The sequence below is a fragment of the Duganella vulcania genome, assembly GCF_009857655.1.
GTDB classification, from domain to species: domain Bacteria; phylum Pseudomonadota; class Gammaproteobacteria; order Burkholderiales; family Burkholderiaceae_D; genus Rugamonas; species Rugamonas vulcania.
The window spans coordinates 76,839-97,525 of record NZ_WWCX01000010.1; the positions used below are offsets into that span (position 1 = coordinate 76,839).

The 20,687-nt window shown below is 64.0% G+C and carries 17 protein-coding genes; 2 read left to right on the forward strand and 15 right to left on the reverse strand.

Going from position 1 to position 20,687, the window contains the following annotated elements:
* Window positions 1-25: 25 nt before the first annotated feature.
* The gene (locus GTP90_RS09435; RefSeq protein WP_161083301.1) at window positions 26-529 is read left to right on the forward strand and encodes a GAF domain-containing protein; all 504 of its coding nucleotides are present in this window, start codon (window positions 26-28) and stop codon (window positions 527-529) included.
* A complete protein-coding gene (locus tag GTP90_RS09440; RefSeq protein ID WP_161083262.1) occupies window positions 522-938 on the forward strand; it encodes a response regulator in 417 nt (138 codons plus the stop codon). The genes GTP90_RS09435 and GTP90_RS09440 overlap by 8 nt, the downstream gene beginning before the upstream one ends.
* Here GTP90_RS09440 and GTP90_RS09445 read toward each other — a convergent pair.
* The 15 genes from GTP90_RS09445 to GTP90_RS09515 form a co-directional block, all read right to left on the reverse strand.
* Complete coding sequence (locus GTP90_RS09445) at window positions 935-1,873, reverse strand: LysR family transcriptional regulator (RefSeq protein ID WP_161083263.1); 939 nt, start codon at window positions 1,871-1,873, stop codon at window positions 935-937. The genes GTP90_RS09440 and GTP90_RS09445 overlap by 4 nt on opposite strands.
* A 56-nt stretch (window positions 1,874-1,929) precedes the next feature.
* A complete protein-coding gene (locus GTP90_RS09450) occupies window positions 1,930-2,892 on the reverse strand; it encodes a glycoside hydrolase family 43 protein (protein WP_161083264.1) in 963 nt (320 codons plus the stop codon).
* 12 nt (window positions 2,893-2,904) lie between these two features.
* A complete protein-coding gene (gene yjfF / locus GTP90_RS09455) occupies window positions 2,905-3,894 on the reverse strand; it encodes a galactofuranose ABC transporter, permease protein YjfF (protein WP_254451792.1) in 990 nt (329 codons plus the stop codon).
* The gene (locus GTP90_RS09460; RefSeq protein WP_161083303.1) at window positions 3,891-4,922 is read right to left on the reverse strand and encodes an ABC transporter permease; all 1,032 of its coding nucleotides are present in this window, start codon (window positions 4,920-4,922) and stop codon (window positions 3,891-3,893) included. The genes yjfF and GTP90_RS09460 overlap by 4 nt, the downstream gene beginning before the upstream one ends.
* Window positions 4,923-5,001: 79 nt before the next feature.
* Window positions 5,002-6,546: a sugar ABC transporter ATP-binding protein gene (locus GTP90_RS09465; protein ID WP_161083265.1), complete on the reverse strand. Its 1,545-nt coding sequence runs from the start codon at window positions 6,544-6,546 to the stop codon at window positions 5,002-5,004.
* A 4-nt stretch (window positions 6,547-6,550) separates the two neighbouring features.
* The gene (locus GTP90_RS09470) at window positions 6,551-7,513 is read right to left on the reverse strand and encodes an ABC transporter substrate-binding protein (protein WP_161083266.1); all 963 of its coding nucleotides are present in this window, start codon (window positions 7,511-7,513) and stop codon (window positions 6,551-6,553) included.
* 104 nt (window positions 7,514-7,617) lie between these two features.
* The gene (locus GTP90_RS09475) at window positions 7,618-10,002 is read right to left on the reverse strand and encodes a glycoside hydrolase family 127 protein (protein WP_161083267.1); all 2,385 of its coding nucleotides are present in this window, start codon (window positions 10,000-10,002) and stop codon (window positions 7,618-7,620) included.
* Complete coding sequence (locus GTP90_RS09480) at window positions 9,999-11,009, reverse strand: arabinan endo-1,5-alpha-L-arabinosidase (protein ID WP_161083268.1); 1,011 nt, start codon at window positions 11,007-11,009, stop codon at window positions 9,999-10,001. The genes GTP90_RS09475 and GTP90_RS09480 overlap by 4 nt, the downstream gene beginning before the upstream one ends.
* Before the next feature lies 1 nt (window position 11,010).
* Window positions 11,011-12,570, reverse strand: coding sequence for a glycoside hydrolase family 43 protein (locus GTP90_RS09485; RefSeq protein WP_161083269.1), 1,560 nt, complete (start codon window positions 12,568-12,570; stop codon window positions 11,011-11,013).
* Window positions 12,571-12,574: 4 nt separating this feature from the next.
* Complete coding sequence (locus GTP90_RS09490; protein WP_161083270.1) at window positions 12,575-14,122, reverse strand: alpha-N-arabinofuranosidase; 1,548 nt, start codon at window positions 14,120-14,122, stop codon at window positions 12,575-12,577.
* Window positions 14,123-14,262: 140 nt separating this feature from the next.
* Window positions 14,263-15,030: an SDR family NAD(P)-dependent oxidoreductase gene (locus GTP90_RS09495; protein ID WP_161083271.1), complete on the reverse strand. Its 768-nt coding sequence runs from the start codon at window positions 15,028-15,030 to the stop codon at window positions 14,263-14,265.
* 115 nt (window positions 15,031-15,145) lie between these two features.
* Window positions 15,146-16,714: an aldehyde dehydrogenase (NADP(+)) gene (locus GTP90_RS09500; RefSeq protein WP_161083272.1), complete on the reverse strand. Its 1,569-nt coding sequence runs from the start codon at window positions 16,712-16,714 to the stop codon at window positions 15,146-15,148.
* On the reverse strand, window positions 16,711-17,703 hold the full coding sequence (araD1, locus tag GTP90_RS09505; RefSeq protein WP_161083273.1) for an AraD1 family protein: 993 nt from the start codon (window positions 17,701-17,703) through the stop codon (window positions 16,711-16,713). Before araD1 ends, GTP90_RS09500 begins: the two co-directional genes overlap by 4 nt.
* Before the next feature lie 18 nt (window positions 17,704-17,721).
* Window positions 17,722-19,464: an IlvD/Edd family dehydratase gene (locus tag GTP90_RS09510; protein ID WP_161083274.1), complete on the reverse strand. Its 1,743-nt coding sequence runs from the start codon at window positions 19,462-19,464 to the stop codon at window positions 17,722-17,724.
* Window positions 19,465-19,592: 128 nt separating this feature from the next.
* On the reverse strand, window positions 19,593-20,639 hold the full coding sequence (locus GTP90_RS09515; RefSeq protein ID WP_161083275.1) for an aldose epimerase family protein: 1,047 nt from the start codon (window positions 20,637-20,639) through the stop codon (window positions 19,593-19,595).
* Window positions 20,640-20,687 lie beyond the last annotated feature (48 nt).

Sequence of the window (20,687 nt, forward strand, 5' to 3'; positions counted from 1 at the left end):
CGTCCACTTCAAGCGCCCGATGCCCATGCTAGCCGCACCGATCCCCGACAACGATGCCGACCGCCTGGCGGCGCTGCGCGAACTGCTGATCCTTGACACGCCGCCGGAAGAACGCTTCGACAAGGTGGCGCGCTTCGCCGCCGAGGAATTCGACATGCCGATCGCGCTGCTGTCGCTGGTCGACGAGAACCGCCAGTGGTGCAAGGCCAACGTGGGCATGAACGTGTGCGAGACCTCTCGCGACATTTCCTTCTGCGCCCACGCGATCCTGCAGCCCGATATCTTCGTCATCCCGGATGCACGCGCCGATGCGCGCTTTGCCGACAATCCCATCGTCACCGGCGAGCCGCACGCGGTCTTCTACGCCGGCGCGCCGTTGACGATGCCGTCCGGATTCGCCATCGGCACCCTTTGCCTGATCGACCACAAGCCGCGCACGCTGGACGCGACCGAGCTGGCGATCCTGGCGACGCTGCGCGACCTGGTGCTGGAAGAACTCAGCCAACGCAAGGAGGCGGCGGATGCCTGAGAATCCGGTCAGGAACCTGAACATGCTGCTGGTGGAGGAGCAACCGCTGTTGCGCCGGACCGTCGCGCTGACGGCGCGCACACTGGGCTTGGGAACCATCCATGAAGCGGCCAGCATGGAGGCGGCCGAACGCCTGCTGCGCGAGCACAGCTTCCACGGCGCGGTGATTTCGATCGACTGCGGCTCGCTGCGCGGCTGCACCTACAATCTGGCCTTGCTGGACCGGATGCGCAACGGGATGTACGTCAGCGACAGCGACATTCCCATCGCGGTGATGGCGGAAAACGCGACCGCCGACCTGCTGAACGACCTGCGTGAGCGGCACGTGAGCCGCGTGATTCTCAAGCCCTTCCGGGCCAAGGTGCTGCTGGACGCCTTCGCCAGCTTCCAGCAGCCAGCTGCGCGCTAGTACATCTCTTTCGCCACTTCGCGCACCGCCTTCAGCAGCAGGCTCGCGCCCGGCGACATGATGTGGCCATCGACCGTGATGATGCCGTAGGCGTCCATGCGGCACGGCAGTTCGATCGGCAGGATGTTGAGCACATGCTGCGACTCGTAGTATTTGGCGACGGCGATCGGCATGACATTGAGCGCGTCCGTCTGCTGCAGCAGCGGTTTAATCAGCAGCACGGCGGTGGTGTCGACGACGTTGGACGGCACCTCCAGGCCGGCGCGGCGGAACATCAACTCGCAGCGCGCGCGCAGGATGCTGCCTTGCGGCGGCAGGATCCACGGCTGGCTGGCGATATCGCGCAGCGACAGGTTGCGCGCCTTCAGCAGCGGATGGCCGGGCCGCACCACCGCGCACGCCGGCTCGTCGCCCAGCTCCTCGTAGCTCAGACCCTCGGCGCTCTGGCGCTCGGGGATGCGGCCGATCATGAAGTCCAGCCGTCCGCGCTGCAACTGCTCGAGCAGGATGTTGGACTGCTCCATCTCCACACCGATGCGCAGCTTGGGCGCTTGCGCCTTGGTGCGCGTGATCGCCACCGGCAGCAGCGAGATCCCCGGCGTCATGATGGTGCCGATGTCCACCTGCCCGGACAGGCCGGCCTTGATGGCGACGATGTCCTCGTGCGCCAGCGAGAGGCTGGTCAGCGCCATGCGGGCGTGGCGTATCATCGTCTCGCCGTAGATGGTCGGCTCCATGCCGCGCGGCAGGCGGTCGAACAGCTGCACGCCCAGCATCTCCTCCAGGTCCTTCAACTGCTTGGAGGCGGCCGGCTGCGTCATGTGCAGCTCTTCCGAGGCGCGGTGGATATTGCGTTGTTCGTCGAGCGCGATCAGCAGCAGCAGCTGGCGCGTTTTGAGGCGCGCACGCAAGAACCAGTTCGGGTTAGTTTCCATAGAAAAATGATATCACAATCGGTATGGGCATTGATGACATACCGACTGTTGCGGTATCACTTGCACGCCGCAGAAGGATTGGCCGCCGGGCCTTCCCTGGTCTGCGGAATGAACGGGATGGTGCCGTCGGCGTTGTACTGGAACTCCTCCACCGCCACCGAACGGCGGTATTCGCCGCCGCCGGGCAGCTTGGCGTTGTGGTAAAAGATGTAGGACTTGCCGTTGAAATCGATGATGGCCTGGTGGATGGTCTTGACCTTGGCGTTCTTCGACATGATCACGCCGCGATAGTGCCATGGGCCGGTCGGGCTCGGGCCGGTCATGTAGGCCGTCTCCTCCGGGAAGTTGCGCGAATAGGATAAATAATATGTACCGTTATGCTTGTGCAGGTAGGACGCCTCGGTGAACATGTCCATGCCGACGGTCTGGATCGGACCGTCGAATTCGATCATGTTCGGTTTCAGCCTGGCGTACTTGAGCACCGTGTTGCCCCAGTAGAGATAGGCCTGGCCATCATCGTCCTGGAAGATAGCCGGGTCGATGTCGTCCCAGGCGATCGGCGATTGCAGCGTCATGTCGTTGGTGACCAGCGCCGAGCCGCGCGCGTCGACGAAGGGGCCGGTCGGGCTGTCGGAGACGGCGACGCCGATCGCGTGGCCGGGAATGGTCGCGTGGTCGACGGTCGAATAGAAGTAGTACTTGCCATCGCGCTTGGTGATGTCGGCCGCCCAGGCGTGGCCCTTGGCCCACTTGAAGGTAGAAGCTTGCACCGGCGAGCCGCGGTCGGTCCAGTTCCTCATGTCGCAACTGGTGTAGACGCGCCACTCGTTCATCACGTAGTCCGGGCTTTTGGGCGTGGCCTCGTCATGGCCGACGTACAGGTAGACGGTGCCGTTTTCCACATAGGCCGACGGATCGGCCGTGAACAGCTTGGGGAACAACGGGTTGGCCGCCTGCGCCGCGCCCATTGCCAGACCCGCAGCCGCGATGGCCGCGAATTTGATCAACTTGTTTTTCAATGCTCTCTCCAGTTATTTTTTTTGTCGTGCGCCCAGCGCCATCAAACGCTGGACCACGCAGAATACAAACAGCAAACCGCCAATGACAATCTTGGTCCACCACGAGCTGAGGGTGCCGTCGAAGGCGATCAGCGTCTGGATGGTACCCAGCACCAGCACGCCCGACAGCGAACCGGCCACGTAGCCGTAGCCGCCGCTGAGCAGCGTGCCGCCGATGACCACCGCCGCGATGGCGTCGAGCTCCGTGCCCTGCGCGTGCAGGCCGTAGCCGGACAACATGTAGAACGAGAACAGCACACCCGCCAGCGCGGCGCAGAAGCCACTGAAGGCGTAGATCAGCACCTTGGTGCGGCCTACCCTCAGGCCCATCATCAACGCCGATTGCTCGTTGCCGCCCACCGCGTAAATGGCGCGGCCAAACGGGGTGCAGTGCGCGACGTAGATCGCGGCGGCCAGCGTGAGCACGGCGATCAGCGCGCCGGGCGAGATAAAGCCGCCCAATATCGGCAACTGTGTCTGCGACATGGCGACGTACAGCGGATCGTCGATGGTGATCGAGTTAATGCTGATCAGGTAGCACAGGCCGCGCGCCAGGAACATGCCGGCCAGCGTGACGATGAACGGCTGCAGCTTGAAGTAATGGATCATCGCGCCCATCGCCGCGCCGAAGCCCGCGCCCAGCGTCAGCGCGATGGCGATCACCAGCAGCGGCGGCAGGTGCCAGCTTTGCAGCAGCCAGGCCGAGATCATCGTGGTCAGCGCCAGCACCGAGCCCACCGACAGGTCGATGCCGCCGGAGAGGATGACGAAGCTCATGCCGACCGCGATCACCAGCAGGAAGGCGTTGTCGATCAGGAGATTGAATAGAACCTGCAGCGACAGGAAGCCGGGATAGGCCACGCCGCCCACCGCCAGCAGGGCGATCAGCAGCACCACCGTGACCAGGGACGTGAAATACGGCGACGCCATCCAGGCGCGCCCGCGAAGGATCATGGTGCTCATGCCGCGCCACCTTTGTTCTTGGCGCGGAAGGCGCGCCACATGTTCTTGAATTCCGCCGACTGCGACAGGCAAACCAGGAATACCACCACCGACTTGACGACCATGTTGACCTCCGGCGGCAGGCCGAGGGAGTAGATGGTGTAGGTCAGCGTCTGGATGATCAGCGCGCCGATCACGCTGCCGGCCAGGCTGAATTTGCCGCCTGCCAGCGAGGTGCCGCCCAGCGTGACGGCGAGGATGGCGTCCAGCTCCAGCAGCAGGCCGGCGTTGTTGGCGTCCGCGCTCTTGATGTTCGCGCTGATCATCAAGCCGGCCAGGCCGGCGCAGGCGCTGCAGAATACGTAGACGAAGAAGATCAGCACCGCCGTCTTCAAACCAGCCAGCCGCGCGGCGACCGGATTGATGCCCACCGCCTGGATGAACAGGCCCAAAGCCGTCTTGCGCATCAACAGCGCGGTGACCAGGAATACGGCGCCGACGATGTAGAGCGAGAACGGCAGGCCAAACAGGTAGCCGCTGCCGAGGAAGAAGAACGGCTTGTAGTAGACGGTGACGATCTGCCCGTCGGTGAACAGCTGCGCCAGGCCGCGCCCCGCGACCATCAGGATCAGCGTGGCGACGATGGGTTGCAGGCCCAGGCCCGCCACCAGCAGGCCGTTCCACGCGCCGCACAACAGCGCCGCGCCCATGGCCGCGCACAGCGCCCACACCATCGGCGTGTTGGCGACGTATTCGGGCACGCCGTTCTGCATCACCATCGTGCCGCCGATGAGCATCGCGGCGACGGTGCCACTGATCGCGACCACGGCGCCGACCGAGATGTCGATGCCGCGCGTGGCGATCACCAGCGTCATGCCGAGGGCAGCCAGCACCAGCGGCGCCGCGCGGTTGGCGATGTCGATCAAGCTGCCGTAAAGGTGGCCGTCCTTGATCTCCAGGTGGAAGAAGCCGGGAACCAGCAACAGGTCCACCAGCAGCAACAGGAACAGCGCGGCCAGCGGACGGAATAAGGGATGACGCACAAACATGGATGCATTCGAAGATGTGTTGGAGCGGATGCCGGGCGCGCCGGCGGCTGCGCGGGGTGCGCCAGCCTGGTTCAGCGGGCTATTCATGGGCGTCTCCGGCGGCGATCACCTGCAGCACCGAGCTTTCGTCCAGCGCGCCGCGTGGATACTCGCCACCCGCCTTGCGGTCGCGCATGATGACGATGCGGTCGCTGACCCGCAGCACCTCCGGCAGCTCGGATGAGATGAACAGGATGGCCATGCCCTTGCGGCACAAGGCCGTCACGTAGTCCATGATCTCCTGCTTGGCGCGCACGTCGATGCCGCGCGTCGGTTCGTCCAGGATCAGCATCTTCGGATCGGTGGCCAGCCAGCGCGCCAGCAGCACCTTCTGCTGGTTGCCGCCGGATAGCGTGCCGATCGGCGTTTCGATGCTGGCCGTCTTGATGCCCAGCGCCTTGACGTATTCCTCGGCCAGCTGCTGCTGGCGTTTGAGCGGAATCGCGCGCAGGATGCCGGTGCGGGCCTGCAGCGCGAGGATCAGGTTCTCGCGCACGGACAGTTCGAGCACCGCGCCCTCGTGCTTGCGGTCCTCGGAGCAGAAGCCGATACCGGCGGCGATGGCGTCGCGCGGCGATGTGAAGCTGCGCTCCTTGCCGTCGATGACAATGCTGCCGCCATCGGCCTTGTCCGCGCCGAACAGCAGGCGTGCCGCCTCGGTGCGGCCGGAGCCCAACAAGCCTGCAAGGCCCAGCAGCTCGCCCTGGCGCAGTTCGATATCCATCGGCGACAGCGCGCCCTTGCGGCTAAGGCCCACGGCGCGCAGGAAGGTCTGGAACTTCGACGGCGCGGCCGCCGTGGCGGCGGCCGTGGCGCTGCCACCAGCATCGGCCGCAACCGACGCCGGGGCGCCGACCATTTTGTTCACCAGGTCAAACCGCGACAACTCGCTGCATGCGTACTCGCCTTCGCGCTCGCCGTTACGCATCACCGTGATGCGGTCCGAAATCGCGTAGGTCTGATCTAAGAAGTGGGTGACAAACAGGATCGCCATGCCCTGCTCGCGCAAGCCGCGCAGAACGCTGAAAAGCAGATCGACTTCCTTCTCATCGAGGCTGGAAGTCGGCTCATCGAGGATCAGCACCTTGGCCGAGACCAGCAAGGCCCGCGAGATCGCCACCATCTGCTGGATCGCCAACGGATAGTGCGCCAGCGGCAGCGACACGTCGATCCGTATCTGCATCCGCTCCAGCAGCTCCACCGCCTGCCGTTGCATGGCGGCCCAGTCGATGCCGCCGCGCTTGAGCGGATAACGGCCGATGAAGATATTCTCCGCCACCGACAAATTCGGGCAGAGATTCACTTCCTGATAAACGGTGCTGATGCCCAGGTTCTGCGCCTCCAGCGTGGACGAAGGCTGTATCGCCCGGCCATCCAGCAGGATCTGGCCCTGGTCCGGCGTGTACACGCCGGTCAACACCTTGATCAACGTCGATTTGCCGGCGCCGTTCTGGCCCATCAGCGTGTGCACCTCGCCCGGATACAGGTTCAACGCCACGCCGCTCAAGGCCTGCACGCCGGGGAATGCCTTGCTGATGCCGCGCAGCTCCAGCACCGGCGCAGGCGCGGAAGTTATGTTAGTCATCGGCTTAGTATTTACGGTTCGGGAATTCCTTGGCCGCGACTTCGGCCGGGAACACGCCTTCCTGGGTGACGACGCGCTTGGGCACCGGCTTGTTGGCGACGACATCGCGCGCCAGCTGCATCAGCTGAGGGCCCAGCAGCGGATTGCACTCCACGGTCACGTTCAGCTTCCCGGCGATCATCGCCTCGAAAGCGCCTTTGACGCCGTCGATGGAAATGACCACGATGTCTTTGCCCGGCTTCATGCCGGCTTCCTCGATGGCCTGGATAGCGCCGATCGCCATGTCGTCGTTATGCGCGTACAGCACATTGATCTTCTTGCCCTCGGCCTTGAGGAAAGCCTCCATCACTTCCTTGCCCTTGGCGCGGGTGAAGTCGCCGGTCTGCGAGCGGATCACCTTCAGCTTGGGATTGGCGGCGATGACTTCATCGAAGCCCTTCTTGCGGTCCAGCGCCGGCGCCGAACCGACGGTGCCTTGCAGCTCAACGATATTGATAGCGGCATCGGGCGTCTTCTTCGCCCGTTCCAACAGCCAGCGGCCGGCGCGGCGGCCTTCTTCCACGAAGTCCGAGCCGAGGAAGGTGGCGTACAACGTGGGATCGCTGACATTGACTGCGCGGTCGGTCAGGATGACAGGGATCTTGGCAGCCTTGGCTTCGCGCAGCACCGTGTCCCAGCCCGATTCCACGACCGGCGAAAACGCGATCAGGTCCACGCGCTGGGCGATGAAGGAGCGGATCGCCTTGACCTGGTTTTCCTGCTTCTGCTGGGCGTCTGCAAATTTAAGGGTGACGCCTTCCTTCTTGGCGGCTTCCTTGATCGAGACGGTGTTCGCGGTGCGCCATTCGCTTTCGGCGCCGACCTGCGAGAAGCCGATCACCAGCGGCTTGGCCGCGAAGGCCGGTACGTTGAGGGCGAAGGCGGCGAGGCATGCGGCGGCCAATACGGTTCTGCGATTGCTATTCATGGCAAAGTCTCCAGATGGATTTTGTGTTTTATGGATCAGATACTATGAGAATCCCAAATATCTATCCAATGATATTTTTCAGCAGTTTGATATCAATTTTAATATCAGCGCAGCAGCCGCAAACCGTACAAGCCGCCCGCCATCGAGCCTTGGCGCGCCACGAATTTGACGGTCAACTTGCCGCCAGCCGCCATGGCAGGCGGTATCGCGTAATCCCTGGTGTAGAGCTCCTGCGGCGCCGTGGCGTCCAGCGTCACCTCGGCCAGTGGCTGCCCGTTGATAAAGATATCGAAACGGCGGCCGGCATCCAAAGTCGAATATGTCAGCCGCAGCGTACGTGCCTCGGCCTTCTTGTCGGTCAGGTCATAGCTGAACCAGGCGCTCGCGTGCCGCCAGTGCCGGCCCTTGTTGACGCCAGCGTCGGCCCCCTCGCCCTTGAAGAAGTGATCGGACTCCGGCTGCTGTTCGCCCGGCGCCACCTGGTCGATGGTCTGCGCGTCCAACGCCAGGCGGTCCGCCTCGTCCTGCGCGGCCTTGGCTTGCATGGATGCGAGATTGGCTGGCGTCGAATACGGCCAATAGACGACGTAGCGCGAATCGTGCAGGCGGAAGAACGGGATGAAGGTGACGTTGTCGTCACCGTTCTTGCCCTGCACCAGACCAGGCGCCGTGAACGTCAGCGGCTTGCCGGGCACCGGCTTGAAGCGGTCCATGAAGGCCTTGGTGTCGCTGACCAGCATCGGCGCGGACTCCAGCGGACAGACCTGACCCTGCGCCACGTGGCCCATGCGCGAGTCGTCGGCGAAGAAGTTCAGCTTCTCGCCGGCGAAGGGGTTTGTGCGCGCCGCCAGCACGATAGGGCCGTGCAGCACCGCGTAGTAGTTGGACTTGTCCGGCATCTGCTCCAGATGGGTTTTCATCGGCAGATGGATCTCGACCTTGTCGCCGTCACGCCACTGGCGCCGCAGGCTGACGTAACGGTCCGCTCCCGCGCTGGCCGCCACCGGCTTGCCGTTGACCGTGATGCGCAAGGCGTCGCGCGCCACCCATTCGGGATAGCGGATCTTCATCGTGAAGGCCTTGTTGCCCTTTACTGTGACCGTGCTGCGGTCTTCGTCCGGGAAGTGGTTGGCCTGTATGATGGTCACGCCCTGCTCGCGCCAGTTCAACGTGGAAGGGATGAACAGGTTGACGTACAGCTGGTCGCCGCGATGCGCGTAAATGAACTCGCCGTACTTGGCGTGGCTTTCGATGCCCGAGCCCACACAGCACCACATGGCCTTGTCCACCTGTGAATAAACGCGGTAGTGGTTGGGCCGCATCGGCGTGAAGTAGACAAAGCCGCCGCTATCCGGCCGCTGCGAGGACAGGATATGGTTGTACAGCGCGCGCTCGTAGTAGTCGGTGTAGCTGCCCTTGGCGTCGCCGAGGAACAGCAGCTCCGTGAGCTTGAGCATATTGTAGGTGTTGCAGGTCTCGGGGCCTTCGACTTCCTCGACCATGGGCGAGTAGTCCTTATCGTCGTGGAAGTGCTCCTTGACGCTGTTGCCGCCGATGGCGACGGTGCGGTGATCGTGGACGGTCTGCCAGAAGAATTGTGCGGCCTGCTGCCAGTCGCGGCGGCCGGTGATGTCGCCGATGCGCTTGAAGCCGATCACCTTGGGGATCTGCGTGTTCGCGTGCAGGCCGGTAAGCTGGTCCTTGCCCTCTTCCAGCGGCCGCAGAATGGCCTGGTGCGAGAAGCGGATGGCCAGGTCCATGTATTTTTTCTGGCCCGTCATCTGGGCGACATCGGCCAGCACTTCGTTCATGCCTCCGTGTTCGCTGCGCAGCATGGACTGCATCTGCTCCTCACTCAGGTGCGAGGTCAGTTCCAGCGCCCAGTCGGACATGGCGATCAGCATGGCGCGGGCGTCCGCGTTGCCGGCGTAGGTGTAGGCGTCGCGCAGGCCGGCGTAGACCTTGTGCAGGTTGTACCACGGGACCCATTTGCCGTTGACCGAGAAGTTATCGGCATGGAGGTCGCCCTTGGCGATGGCCTGCCAGGCGGTGCTGCCGTCCGGGATGCCGCCAAGGTAGCCGTTGCCGTTGCGCTCCTGGCAGCGCTTGAGCTCCGCCACGAAGTAGTTCAGGCGGCGCAGGACTTCCTCGTCGCCGGTGGATGCGTACATCAGCGCCAGCGCGGATAGATAGTGGCCGCCGAGGTGTCCGTCCAGGCCGGAGGATTCCCAGTTGCCGTAGCTCGGCTGCTTCAGCGGCAGGCCGGCCTCGCGCAGGAAGGGCGCGAGCAGGCGGTCGGGCTCCATCTCCAGCAGGTAGTGCAGGTCCGTGCGCTGGGCGTCCAGGAAGGGGCTATCGCCAAGCCGCACGTCGGCGAGTGGGAACAGGTGCAGCGGCGCGGCTGCCGTGGCGGCGGAAGCGGAGGCGCAGAGCATCATAGCCGCAGCCAGCGCAACCGCTCCGCGCAGCGCGGCCTTCGCGACCGTCATGGCGAAGGCAGCTGGTTGCTGCGGTAGCGGTTCAGGTCTGCCGCGTCTACTGTCGGCCAGCCGGTGGCGTCCCACTTCATTTCCATGATCTTCAGTTTTTGCAGGTAGTTGTCGACCGTCTCGTAGGCATGCAGCACCATGTAGTCCTTGCCGTCGATGGTGTAGGCGCTGTTGTGGCCCAGGCCTTTCCAGTCCTTGTCGCCGGCGATGACGACAGAGCCGCCGCCCTTCATCATGTCGACACCGTTCCTGTCCACATAAGGACCGGTGACATCCCTCGAGCGGCCAACGACGACGTGGTAAGTGCTGTCGCCCTTGCGGCAGCAAAGCCCGAACGACGCGAACAGATAGTAGTAATCGCCCTTCTTGAAGATAAAAGGCGCCTCGATCTCGTCCGGCCCCGCCGACTTGTCCGCCACCGACGGCCCGCGCGAACGGCTGGCGATGGCGTGCCACTCCTGCGGCTCGGCCAGACCAGTCCAATCCGCGTTCAACTTGACCAGTTTCAGTCCGCTCCAGAAGGAACCGAACGCCATCCATGCCCCGCCCTTGCCGTCTTCAACGATGTTCGGGTCGATGGCGTTCCAGTCGTCGCGCACTGGCACGGATTGCAGCACCATGCCCTTGTCTTCCCAGCGGTAGTCCGACGAACGGGGATTGAGCGTCTTGTTGACGGTGACGCCTATCCCAGAAGTGTTCTTGCCGAAGCCCGAAACGGAATAATATAAATAGTATTTACCGTTATGGAAGTGGACATCCGGCGCCCAGACATGGCCGTCGAAAGTCGGCGCGGCTCGCTTGGCCCACGCCGGATCGCCCTTGAAGACGCGGCCTTCCGGCATCCAGTCCTTCATGTTTTTGGAGCTGTAGAAGGTGATACCCGGCCCGGTGCTGAATACGTACCAGGTATCGCCCTCCTTCGCCATGACAGGATCGTGAACGCTGACCTCCTTGGCGGCGCAAACCGACGCCGCCGCAAGGCACAATGCAAATACCGCAGACTTCATCTCAACTCCCCGTACGCGCGCCCCAGATCGACACACCGTCCACCGACTGCGCCGTCCACGTCACCACGAAAGCGCCGGCGTTGGTGTTCCACTGGCGCGACAGCACGCCATTGAACGTTCCGGTGGCGCCCAGCGATATCGTGATCTTGTTGGCGCCATTATGCTTCCAGGTGCCGCTGGCGGCGCCGGAAACCGTGCCGTCCGCCGCCAGCCTGACATTCTGCGACTGCTTGATCGCCGCCGTGATGTCCTTGCCATGGTTGATCATCTTGTACGTTCCAGCGGCATCGGCGGCGGTGACATCGGCCGACAACGGCGTCGCATTCTTGCTGAGCGGCGCGTAGCGGAACGGCGACACCACGATCCAGCCGTCTTCGTTGATGAACATCTCGTGCACACGGATCTGGTGGAACTCGCCGGTGCCCGGGAAGCGCGTGTGGAACACCAGGAAGTACTGGCCGGTGGCCGCCTCGTAGTAGGCCGAGTTGTGGCCCGGCGATACATAGCCCAACGGCGTTCCCGTCTCGCCATCCGCCAGCGCGAACTGGTGGTTCCCCATGATCTTCTGCCCGAACGGCGCGATGCTGGCGTCGTCGAACAGCGGCAACCTGGGATCCGCCTTGACGTTCGCCATGTCGTTGCCCTTGGCGTCCACGTATGGGCCGTCGGGGTTCAGCGAGCGCGCCACGCGCATATTGTAGGCGCCGTTCGCATCCAGTCCGCCGAAGGACGTGAACAGGTAGTAGTACTTCGACTGCGGGCTGTACATCACATACGCGCCCTCGATACGGCTGTGGTTCCCGCCCATCAGGTGCTTGCCATAGCCCTGGCCTGGCTTCTGCAGGCCGGTGGCCGGGTCCATCGCCAGGATGAAGATGCCGCCCGAGTAGGAGCCGTAAATCATCCACAGCTTGCCGTCCTTGTCGAAGAAGGTGTTCGGGTCCACCACGTTCGGCATCGTCAGCGCATCGTATTTGTTGACGCCGTCCTCGCTGATCTGATCCCACATGCCGGATTTGAGCATGATCTGCTTGTTGACGTACGGGCCCTCGACCTTGTCCGCCACGGCCACGCCCAGCGCGGAGCGGGGCGAATCGCCTTTGCAGGCGTTGTAGTAGAAGTAGAACTTGCCATCGCCGAGCTTCACCACGTCCGGCGCCCACAGGTCAGTCACCTGCGCCCAGGTGAAGGTGTCCGCCAGCGCCGTGACCACGTTGTTGAACAACGGGTTGGTGGCGTTGACGCCGTCCGCGATCTTGGTCCAGTTCATCAGGTCCGTCGACTTGGCGGCGGCCAGGTGCGAGCCGAAGACGTAGTAGGTGCCGTCCACCTTGATCAGTGCCGGATCGTGCACCGAAACGTCGCCGAAGGTGATCGCCGTCGGCGCCGGGGTTGGAGCCGGCGTTGGCGTAGGCGTCGGAGTTGGGGTCGGCGTCGGGGTAGGCGCCAGCGTTACCGGGCTAGCGCCACCACCACCGCCGCCACCGCAGCCCGCCAGCAGCAATGCTACGCCGCCGGCGATGGCCCTACGACGCGATACCGAGATATCGTGTTCGCTCATCGACTCACTCCACCGCGACGACGACGACGGCCTTGGCCGGGATCTTCACCGTCAGCTTGCCGTCCACCGCGTTGGCGCTGTACGGCGCTGGCTTGATCGCCTGCGGCGCCTGGAAGCTGTTATGGGCATCCATCGCGGCGGCGGTCAGAACGCGGCCCTTCACCGACTTGATCGTCTGGCCCGGTACGTTGATCGCTACGTCCGCATCCTGGCCAGGATTGGTGTTGACCAGCGCCAGATACAGCTTGCCGTCCGTACCGCGAGCGGCCGACGCGCTGATCTCCGGCACACTGGCGCCGTCCAGCGTGTACTGCGGGTTATTCGACAACGTCAGCGGCAGCGAGGTCGCGCCCTGGAACGGCACATACATCTCGAAGGCGTGATAGGTTGGCGTCAGCACCATCTTGTCCTTGTCGGTGATGATCATCGACTGCAGCACGTTGACCATCTGCGCGATATTCGTCATGCGCACGCGGTCCGCATGGGCGTGGAAGATGTTGAAGTTAAGTGCTGCAACAACCGCATCGCGCAGGGTGTTCTGCTGAAACAGGAAGCCGGCGTTGGTGCCCTTCTCCACGTCGTACCAGGTGCCCCATTCGTCGACGAACAGGCCGAGTTTCTTCTCAGGGTCGTTCTTGTCCATCGCGGCGGCGTTCTTGCGGATGTGGTCTTCCATGCGCAGCGTGTTGGTCAGCGTGGACATCCACTCCTTTTCAGGGAATCCGGTGGCGGCGCCCTTCACTTCCCACTTCCCGGTCGGGATGGTGTAGTAGTGGAAGCTGATACCGTCGGCCTGGGACTTCAGGCGTTTGCTCAGCACTTCGGACCAGGTCAGGTCGTTGTCGTTGCCGCCGCTGGCGATCATCTTGGGACGGTATTGTTGCGGCGCGCGCAGGAAGGTCTCGACGTTCCGGTACAGGTCCGAGTAATGATCCGGCGACATATTGCCGCCGCAGCCCCAGGCCTCGTTACCGATCGCGAAATAGGCGACCTTGAACGGCTTTTCATGGCCGTTCTTGCGGCGCAGGTTGGCCAGCGTGGATTGGCTGTCGGAGGTCATGTACTCAATCCATTCCGACATCTCCTGTGCGCTGCCGGTGCCGAGGTTACCGTTGACGTAGGCGTCCGCGCCCAGCAGGTCGACCAGGTCGAAGAACTCGTGGGTGCCGACGGCGTTCGATTCCGCCACGCCGCCCCAGTTGGTGTTGACCTTGACCGGACGCTTCTCGCGTGGGCCGATGCCATCCTTCCAGTGGTATTCGTCGGCGAAGCAGCCGCCCGGCCAGCGCACCAGCGGCACATGCATCGCCTTCAGCGCGCCGACGACGTCATTGCGCCAGCCTTTGGTATTCGGGATCTTCGACTTCGGGCCGACCCACATGCCTTCGTAGATGCCGGTACCCAGATGCTCGGCGAACTGGCCGTAGATATCCTTGTTGATGACGGCGCCGGGCTTGGCGGCGTCGATGGTCAGGCCGACCGCGTCGGCCGCGAAGGCGCCGCCGGAAGCCAACAGGCAAAGGGAAAGTACGCCTTGTTTAATGTAGTTCATTGTTATCTCCTAGTTATAATTTATTGACTGCATTTTGGGGTCAAGTCTGGCATTCGGACACGAGCTGAACCGTAGAGGGGTGCTACGGTTCAGCTCGTGTCCGAATGCCAGACTTGACCCCAATTTCTTGACTCCAATTTTTAGACCCAGCCGGCGTCGACGATAAATTCCTGGGCGGTGCACATGGCGCCGTCTTCGGCGGCGAGGAACAGCACCATCGAGGCGACGTGCTGCGGCATCAGCTTGGTCGGCAGGCATTGGTTGCGCTGGATGTCCTGCTCGCCCGCTTCGTCCAGCCACAGGTCGATCTGGCGCTGCGTCATCACCCAGCCCGGGGTGACCGTGTTGACGCGGATGCCGTGTGCGCCGAATTCACGCGCCAGGCCGCGCGTCAGGCCGTGCACCGCCGCCTTGGATGTGGCGTAGACCGGATAGCCGGCGTTCTTGACGTGCCATGAGATCGAACCGACGTTGATGATCGAGCCGGTCCCCTTCTTCTTCATGCCCTCCAGGACCGCCTGGCAGGTGAAGAACATCGGGCGCTGGTTGATGGCGATCCGCTCGTTCCAGTAGTCGACCGTCACTTCGGCCGTCTCGTGGCGCTGGTCGTTGGCGGCATTGTTGACGAGGATGTCGAAGTCGCCGACGGCGGCCGACAGTTCGGACATGGTCTTTTGCAGCGCGGGGATGTCGGTGATGTCGCAGTGACGGAACCGCGGCTCGGGATAGCCGGCTTCCTTCACGCGCCGGACCAGCGCCAGGCTGGCGTCGCGGGCGATGTCGACGAAGGCCACCTGCGCACCCTGCTCGGCGAAGGAAATCACCATCGCTTCGCCGATGCCGGTGCCGCCGCCTGTGATGAATACGCGCTTGCCGCGCAGGCTGCCAAATTTGGCTAGTTGGGTCATGCTGTCTCCTGCTTTTTTTATGTGTTTTTATTACTCAGCATGGTTTCCCGCGTTCGCGGGAATGACGAGGGGGCGCCGTCGTTCCCGCAAAGGCGGGAACCCATGCCGTGGTGGATCAGCCCCGCGTCAATTCGCCTTCGCGGCGGCGCCATGCCACCGGGCCGTTGTCGCGCAGGACTTCGGGCAACAGCGCTTGCGACAGGTTCTGGTACGACACCGGACGCAGGAAACGTACAATCGCGCCCGTGCCGACGGACGTGCTGCGGCCGTCGGAGGTCGACGGGAACGGGCCACCGTGCACCATCGCGCTGCAGACTTCCACACCGGTCGGGAAGCCGTTGGCCAGGATGCGGCCGGCCTTGCGCTCCAATACAGGCAGCAGCTTGTGCGCTTCATCCAGGTCGCCATCGTCCAGTTGCAGCGTGGCGGTCAACTGGCCTTCAAGGCTCTCGGCTATCTGGCGCAGTTCCGCCATGTCCTTGCAGGCGACCACCAGCGAAGCCGGCCCGAATACTTCCTCCGACAATGCGTGCTGCGACAGGAACGCCGCGCCGCTGGTGACGAACAGCGCCGGAGCGCCCTTGCCTTCGGCCTGCGGCGCCAGCGCCAGCGTCTTGACATCCGCATGCTCGGCCAGCTGGGCGACGCCGCGCTGGAAGCTGCCGGCGATCCCCGGCGACAGCATGGCGCACGCGGCGCCGCCGGCCAGCGCTTGCGCGGCGGCCTTGGCGAAGCGGTCCAGCTCAGGACCGGCGACGCCGATCACCAGGCCGGGATTGGTGCACATCTGCCCCACGCCCAGCACCAGCGAACCGGCGAAGGCGCCTGCGATGTCCTCGGCGCGCGCAGCCAGTGCGCGCGGCATCAGGAACACCGGATTGATCGAGCTCATTTCCGCATACACGGGAATCGGCACCGGACGCGCGGCCGCAACAGCCATCAGCGCCGTGCCACCGCTGCGCGAACCGGTGAAGCCGACCGCCTTGATGGCCGGATGGCGCACCAGCTCCTGGCCGATGCCGTTGCCGCTGCCGGTCAGCAGCGCGAACACGCCGGCCGGCAGGCCGCACAGCTCCACGGCCTTGACCACGGCGCGGCCCACCAGCTCCGACGTGCCGGGATGCGCGGAGTGCGCCTTCAGCACCACCGGGCAGCCGGCAGCCAATGCCGACGCGGTGTCGCCGCCAGCTACAGAAAAAGCCAACGGGAAGTTACTGGCCGCGAAAACCGCGACGGGGCCGAGTCCGATCATGCGCATGCGCAGGTCCGGACGCGGCGGCGCCCGATCCGGCAACGTCTTGTCGATGCGGACGTCGTTCCACGAGCCTTCGCGCAGCAGGTTGGCAAACAGTTTCAGCTGGCCGACGGTGCGGCCACGCTCACCCTCGATGCGGGCGCGCGGCAGGCCGGTTTCGGCCATCACGCGCTCCACCAGCACATCGCCCAGCGCCATGATTTGCTCGCCGATGGTCTCGAGGAAGACCGCGCGCTTCTCGTCGCTCAGCGCGCGGAAGGTGTCGAACGCGGCGTCAGCCAGGCGGCAGGCCTGGTCGATCTGGTCGAAATCGACCGCAGGGAATTCAGGTTCCATCGGCTGCTGCAGCGATGGATTGTAGGCGCGGACAGCGCTGCCCGTGCCTTTGACGGCGACGCCGCCGATCAGTGCTTCACCAGTGATGATCATAGTGCTTTCACTTTCGCGACTTCGGTTTTGTAGACGGCCAGCTTGTTGCGCAAGGCTGGGCCGAACTGCGGCGCTTCGATTTCAAACGTCTCGCCGGGCTTGACGACGATGTTGTCGGCCACGCTCAGCGTCGCCGTGCCGAAGAAGTGGATGTGCACATCGCCGGGACGCTTGAACAGCGGGTACTTGAAGTGGTGGTGCTCCAGGTTGGCGATGGTGTGCGACATATTCTGCTCGCCGCTGAAGAACGCCTTCTCCCAACGGACCTTGCCTTCCACGTCGTAGATGCGCGAGGTGCCTTCGATGTGCGCCGGCGCTTCGCCGACCAGCAGCGCCGGGCCAAGGCCGCAGGCGCGCAGCTTGGAGTGCGCGAGGTACAGGTAGTTCTGGCGCTCGGTCACGTGGTCCGAGAACTCGTTGCCGATGGCGTAGCCGACGCGGTATGGCTGGCCGTCGTCGCCAATCACGTACAGGCCCGCCACTTCAGGCTCTTCGCCGCCGTCCAGCGCGAAGTCCGGCATGCTCAGGGCATGGCCGCTGGCGGCGACCACCGAGCCGTCGCCCTTGTAGAACCATTCCGGCTGCACGCCGGCCTGGCCTGCGGCAGGTTTGCCGCCTTCCACGCCCATGCGGAACATCTTCATGGAGTCGCTCAGGGATTCGACGTCGCCACCGATTTTCTTGTGCATGGCGTCGCGCGTGTCGGCGCTGCCCAGGTGGGTCAGGCCGGTGCCGGTGACGTAGCAGTGCGCGTCGTCGCTGTGGTCCAGCGGCGGCAGCAGGCGGCCGGCCGCGGCGACGGCGTCGAACGCCAGCACGGCGGAGCCGGTGGCTTGCGCCGCCAGGTCGGCCAGGCCGGTCGACTTGCGGATCGCCGCTTGCGCCAGCGCGTAGGTGGTGTCGTAGCCTTCGATGACGCGGATGGTGTTCTGTTCCAGCACGCCGATCTGGCGCGCGCCTTGTTCGTTCTTGAATTGTACGAGTAGCATGGTGTCTCCGGATTTTGATTAGTGCGAGTGGCGCGGCACGGCCGAGCCGCGGCTCCCGACCAGGAAGTCGAAGTCGCAGCCTTCGTCGGCTTGCAGCACGTGTTCGATGTACAGCTGCTGGTAACCGGTCTTCGGACCTGGCGCAGAACCGGGCACGCGCGCGGCCTGGCGTGCCGCCATCTCCTCATCGGTGATCTCCAGGTTCAGCAATCCACCGGCGCAATCGAGCGTGATCCAGTCGCCGTCCTTGACGATGCCCAGCGGGCCGCCGGCCATCGCTTCCGGCGCCACGTGCAGCACCACGGTGCCGTAGGCGGTGCCGCTCATGCGCGCGTCCGAGATGCGGACCATGTCCTTGACGCCGGCCGCCAGCAGTTTCGGCGGCAGGCCCATGTTCCCCACCTCGGCCATGCCGGGATATCCTTTAGGGCCACAGTTCTTCATCACCAGCACCGAGTTGGCATCGACTTCCAGTTCAGGATCGACGATGCGGCTCTTGTAGTGTTCAAAGTCCTCGAACACCACGGCGCGGCCGCGATGCTGCATCAGCTCCGGCGTGGCGGCCGATGGTTTCAGCACGGCGCCGCGTGGTGCCAGGTTGCCGCGCAGGATGCAGATGCCGCCATCCTTGAGCAGCGGCTTGTCCAGTGGACGGATCACCTCATCGTCGTAGATCGGCGCTTCCTTGCAGTTTTCCCACAACGATTTGCCGTTGACGGTCAGCGCGTTCGGATGCGGCACCAGGTCGCCCTCGCCCATGCGGCGGATCGCGCCCGGCAGGCCGCCGGCATAGTAGAACTCCTCCATCAGGAAGCGGCCCGACGGCAGCAGGTCGACGATGGTCGGCGTGCCACGGCCCACGCGGGTCCAGTCCTCCAGCTCCAGGTCGACGCCGATGCGGCCGGCGATGGCCTTCAGGTGGATCACGGCGTTGGTGGAACCGCCGATGGCGGCGTTGACGCGGATCGCGTTTTCGAAGTTCTCGCGCTTGAGGATCTTCGACAGCTTCAGGTCTTCCTTCACCATCTCGACGGCGCGGATGCCCGACATGTGCGCCAGGATGTAGCGGCGCGAATCGACGGCGGGGATGGCGGCGTTGTGCGGCAGCGTGGTGCCCAGCGCCTCGGCCATGCAGGCCATCGTCGACGCGGTGCCCATGGTGTTGCAGGTGCCTGCGGAACGGGAGTGGCCCGATTCCGCCGACATGAATTCGTGCATGGAGATTTCGCCGGCCTTGACCTGCTCGTGCAACTGCCATACAGCGGTGCCGGAGCCGATGTTCTTGCCGTTCAGTTTACCGTTCAGCATAGGGCCGCCGCTGACGACGATGGTCGGGATATCGACCGAGGCGGCGCCCATCAGCAGCGCCGGCGTGGTCTTGTCGCAGCCGACCAGCAGCACCACGCCGTCCATCGGATTGCCGCGGATCGATTCCTCGACGTCCATGCTGGCCAGGTTACGGGTCAGCATGGCGGTTGGGCGCAGGTTCGATTCGCCGTTGGAGAACACCGGGAACTCGACCGGGAAGCCGCCCGCCTCCAGGATGCCGCGCTTGACGTGTTCCGCCAGCTTGCGGAAGTGGGCATTGCAAGGGGTCAGCTCGGACCACGTGTTGCAGATGCCGATGATAGGCTTGCCCTGGAATTCATGATCGGGGATGCCCTGGTTCTTCATCCAGCTGCGATACATGAAACCGTTCTTGTCTTGCGTACCAAACCACTCGGCGGAGCGCAGCTTCACCTTTTTGTCATTCTCGGACATGCATATCTCCTCAGTATGTTCCTGTACGGGAGCCTGATGTCATGCCCCCGCATCGATGAAGCCATACTAAGTTGTACTGAGATATCTTTCCAATAAATTATTATTCGACTTTGATACCCGATTTGGTATCAGTCCTCGACGCTGAAGCGGTAAGCCATGACGGTGGTGTATTCCTCGCCGGGACGCAGTATCGTCGACGGGAATTCGGGACGGTTGGGCGAGTCGGGATAATGCTGCGGTTCGAGGCAGAAGCCGCTGCGATGGCCGTAGATGCGCCCTTTCCCGCCCATGCCGTCGTGGAGGAAGTTCCCGCTGTAGAACTGCACGCCCGGCTCCTGGGTCAGTACCTCCAGCACACGGCCGGACGACGGATCGCGCACGCGAGCCGCCAGTTCCAGCGCGCGCGGCGCGGATTTATTCAGCACGAAGTTGTGGTCGTAGCCGGCGCCGTGGCGCAGCTGCTCGTCGTCCGCGTCAATGCGCGCGCCGATCGCGTGCGGCGTGCGGAAGTCGAACGGCGTACCCGCCACCGCGGGCAGCTCGCCGGTCGGTATCAGGCCGCTGTCGACCGGCGTGTAGGCGTCGGCGGCGATGGTCAGCTCGTGGGACAGGATGTCGCCCTTGCCGGCCAGGTTGAAGTAGGCGTGGTTGGTCAGGTTGACCGGTGTCGCCTTATCGGTGATGGCGTGGAAAGCGATACGCAATTCGTTATTGTCGCGCAGTTCGTAGATGACCGTCACTTCCAGGTTGCCTGGGTAGCCTTGTTCGCCGTCGGCGCTCAGGTAGCTCAGGATCAGGCCCGCCGACTTGGGCGTGGCGAAGGTTTCGGCGTCCCACATGCGGCGGTGGAAGCCGTCCGCACCTCCGTGTAAATGATTTACACCGTTGTTCACGTCCAGCTGGAACGTCTCGCCGTCCAGCGTGAAGCGGCCGTTGGCGATGCGGTTGCCGTAACGGCCGATCAGCGCGCCGAAGTAGTGGGATTCGCCCAGGTAGGCGGCGGCATCGTCGAAGCCCAGGCAGACGTCGGCCAGCTGGCCGTCGCGGTCCGGCGTGTGGATTTCGGTGATCACGCCGCCAAGGTTGCTGATCTTGACGATCATGCCGTTGGTGTTGGTCAGGGTGTACAGGGTGGCTTCGGGGCCGAAGGGTGCTGCGGTGACATTGGGCTGCATGGAGGCTTTCTACGGCAACGGCGGCCGACGGAATTTGTTCCGTGGCCG

Excerpts from the sequence above, each read along its gene's own strand:
- GTP90_RS09435 (WP_161083301.1), top strand. The coding sequence starts at position 26 with ATGCTAGCCGCACCGATCCCCGACAACGATGCCGACCGCCTGGCGGCG.
- GTP90_RS09500 (WP_161083272.1), bottom strand. The coding sequence starts at position 16,714 with ATGATCATCACTGGTGAAGCACTGATCGGCGGCGTCGCCGTCAAAGGC.
- GTP90_RS09460 (WP_161083303.1), bottom strand. The coding sequence starts at position 4,922 with ATGTTTGTGCGTCATCCCTTATTCCGTCCGCTGGCCGCGCTGTTCCTG.
- GTP90_RS09465 (WP_161083265.1), bottom strand. The coding sequence starts at position 6,546 with ATGACTAACATAACTTCCGCGCCTGCGCCGGTGCTGGAGCTGCGCGGC.
- GTP90_RS09485 (WP_161083269.1), bottom strand. The coding sequence starts at position 12,570 with ATGAGCGAACACGATATCTCGGTATCGCGTCGTAGGGCCATCGCCGGC.
- yjfF (WP_254451792.1), bottom strand. The coding sequence starts at position 3,894 with ATGAGCACCATGATCCTTCGCGGGCGCGCCTGGATGGCGTCGCCGTAT.
- GTP90_RS09470 (WP_161083266.1), bottom strand. The coding sequence starts at position 7,513 with ATGAATAGCAATCGCAGAACCGTATTGGCCGCCGCATGCCTCGCCGCC.
- GTP90_RS09440 (WP_161083262.1), top strand. The coding sequence starts at position 522 with ATGCCTGAGAATCCGGTCAGGAACCTGAACATGCTGCTGGTGGAGGAG.
- GTP90_RS09515 (WP_161083275.1), bottom strand. The coding sequence starts at position 20,639 with ATGCAGCCCAATGTCACCGCAGCACCCTTCGGCCCCGAAGCCACCCTG.
- GTP90_RS09490 (WP_161083270.1), bottom strand. The coding sequence starts at position 14,122 with ATGAACTACATTAAACAAGGCGTACTTTCCCTTTGCCTGTTGGCTTCC.
- GTP90_RS09495 (WP_161083271.1), bottom strand. The coding sequence starts at position 15,030 with ATGACCCAACTAGCCAAATTTGGCAGCCTGCGCGGCAAGCGCGTATTC.
- GTP90_RS09480 (WP_161083268.1), bottom strand. The coding sequence starts at position 11,009 with ATGAAGTCTGCGGTATTTGCATTGTGCCTTGCGGCGGCGTCGGTTTGC.
- GTP90_RS09445 (WP_161083263.1), bottom strand. The coding sequence starts at position 1,873 with ATGGAAACTAACCCGAACTGGTTCTTGCGTGCGCGCCTCAAAACGCGC.
- araD1 (WP_161083273.1), bottom strand. The coding sequence starts at position 17,703 with ATGCTACTCGTACAATTCAAGAACGAACAAGGCGCGCGCCAGATCGGC.
- GTP90_RS09510 (WP_161083274.1), bottom strand. The coding sequence starts at position 19,464 with ATGTCCGAGAATGACAAAAAGGTGAAGCTGCGCTCCGCCGAGTGGTTT.
- GTP90_RS09475 (WP_161083267.1), bottom strand. The coding sequence starts at position 10,002 with ATGACGGTCGCGAAGGCCGCGCTGCGCGGAGCGGTTGCGCTGGCTGCG.